Source organism: Vibrio sp. 970 (assembly GCF_033339075.1).
Window position 1 is genome coordinate 1 of sequence record NZ_JAWOTW010000798.1, and the last position, 521, is coordinate 521.

At 47.0% G+C, this 521-nt stretch carries 1 protein-coding gene and 1 pseudogene; both read left to right on the top strand.

Annotated features, from left to right (window positions below):
* Positions 1–256 (top strand): putative nucleotidyltransferase substrate binding domain-containing protein (locus R7Q11_RS29260; protein ID WP_318094493.1); only part of this gene is annotated, 256 nt, incomplete at its 5' end.
* Positions 253–521: pseudogene (locus R7Q11_RS29265) on the top strand (3'-5' exonuclease); the annotation flags it as partial. The gene R7Q11_RS29260 and the pseudogene R7Q11_RS29265, both read left to right, overlap by 4 nt.

Genomic DNA, 521 nt, shown 5'->3' on the forward strand with positions numbered 1-521 from the left:
TCGATTAGACGACATTAATGACGCCGGGATTCTGCCAAAAGGGCGAGGAATGGACTTGCGAGATGCGATGGAGCTTATCTATATGGTTCGAATCCGTCACCAAGCCTTGGATATTGAAAATGGCGACGAGCCAGATAACAACATCGAGCCAGAAAACATGTCCGATTTCGAACGTCGTAATCTGAAAGCGGCATTCCAAATTCTAAGCAATGCGCAGAACTTCATTAAGTTCCGCTACCAAAGAAGCAGTAAATGATGTGGTTGGCAAAAAGTAAGGCGAGTACACCGCTGCTCGATACTTCGCAAACGCCGGAGTGGTCAGTATTGTTTGAGCAGTTGGCAGAGCAAGCGCAAGATCAACGGTTGAAGCGATACTATTCGACTCCTATGGTGAATGGGGATACGCCATTAAAAGAGGTGCCGTTTGTCTCGGTAGATTTTGAAACGACGGGCTTAAATGCAGAAGACGATGCCATTCTTACCATTGGTCTTGTGCCGTTTACGATTGACCGAGTGCAGTG